1 protein-coding gene is annotated in these 1,527 nt (G+C 45.8%); it reads left to right on the forward strand.

Going from position 1 to position 1,527, the window contains the following annotated elements:
• Positions 1–1,527: beta strand repeat-containing protein (locus GWC95_RS05420; RefSeq protein WP_202630224.1), on the forward strand; the 1,527-nt coding region annotated here is incomplete at both ends.

Raw genomic sequence — 1,527 nt, forward strand, 5'->3', positions numbered from 1 at the left:
GAACATTCAGCGGCGTTCTTGGTGCAGGAGCTTTATCGAGCATCACAAGTCTCTCATTGAGCGCTTTAACCGTTACCGGAAACATCACAACGCAATCGCTCAGTGCAATCACTGCAACGGTTAACAATGCTAACGTAAACGGTAACCTTACGTCGACAGGAAATGTGACTGCACAATCACTTAGTGCAATAAATGCTACAGTGAACAATGCGAATGTTAATGGTAATCTTACATCGACAGGAAATGTGACGGCACAATCACTTAGTGCAATAAATGCTACAGTGAACAATGCGAATGTTAATGGTAATCTTACTTCAACCGGCACGATAACTTCTCAAGGATTGAGCACAGTAACGGGCCTGATCGGTAACCTGACTGTTCCTGGAACAATCGTTGGCGGTACATTCAGTGGCACACTTGGTGCAGGTGCTTTGTCAAGCATTACAAACCTTACTTTGAGTGCATTGACTGTGACCGGAAACATCACTACTCAATCACTCAGTGCAATAAACGCAACTGTTAATAACGCGAACGTAAACGGCAACCTTACTTCAACCGGAACGATAACATCACAAGGGTTGAGCACAGTAACCGGCTTGATCGGCAACCTGAACGTTCCTGGAACTGTAACAACGCAATCGCTCAGCGCAATAAATGCTACGGTTAACAATGCTAATGTAAACGGCAACCTTACCTCAACCGGCACAATAACATCACAAGGTTTAAGCACTGTAACTGGTTTGATCGGTAACCTTACTGTTCCTGGAACAATCATTGGTGGTACATTCAGTGGTACATTGGGTGCGGGTGCATTGTCAAGCATCACAAGTCTTTCTTTGAATGCGTTGACTGTGACTGGAAACATCACTACTCAATCACTCAGCGCTATAAATGCTACTGTAAATAATGCGAATGTTAACGGTAACCTGACATCAACCGGCACAATAACATCACAAGGGTTGAGCACTGTAACCGGCCTGATCGGTAACCTGACTGTTCCAGGCACAATCATTGGCGGCACATTCAGTGGCACGCTTGGTGCAGGTGCTTTGTCAAGCATTACAAACCTTACTTTGAGTGCATTGACTGTGACCGGAAACATCACAACACAATCACTCAGTGCAATAAATGCAACTGTTAATAACGCGAACGTAAACGGCAACCTTACATCAACCGGCACGATAACATCACAAGGGTTGAGCACCGTGACCGGCTTGATCGGCAACCTGAACGTTCCTGGAACTGTAACAACGCAATCGCTCAGCGCTATAAATGCTACTGTGAATAATGCGAACGTTAACGGCAACCTCACATCAACCGGCACAATAACTTCTCAAGGTCTGAGCACAGTAACCGGCCTGATCGGTAACCTGACTGTTCCTGGCACAATCGTTGGCGGCACATTCAGTGGTACACTCGGTGCGGGTGCATTGTCAAGCATCACAAGTCTTTCATTGAGTGCATTGACTGTAACTGGAAACATCACAACACAAACACTCAGCGCAATCACCGCAACGGTTAACAATG

This window comes from Sediminibacterium roseum (assembly GCF_009939005.1).
In the GTDB taxonomy this organism is placed as follows: Bacteria; Bacteroidota; Bacteroidia; order Chitinophagales; family Chitinophagaceae; genus Sediminibacterium; species Sediminibacterium roseum.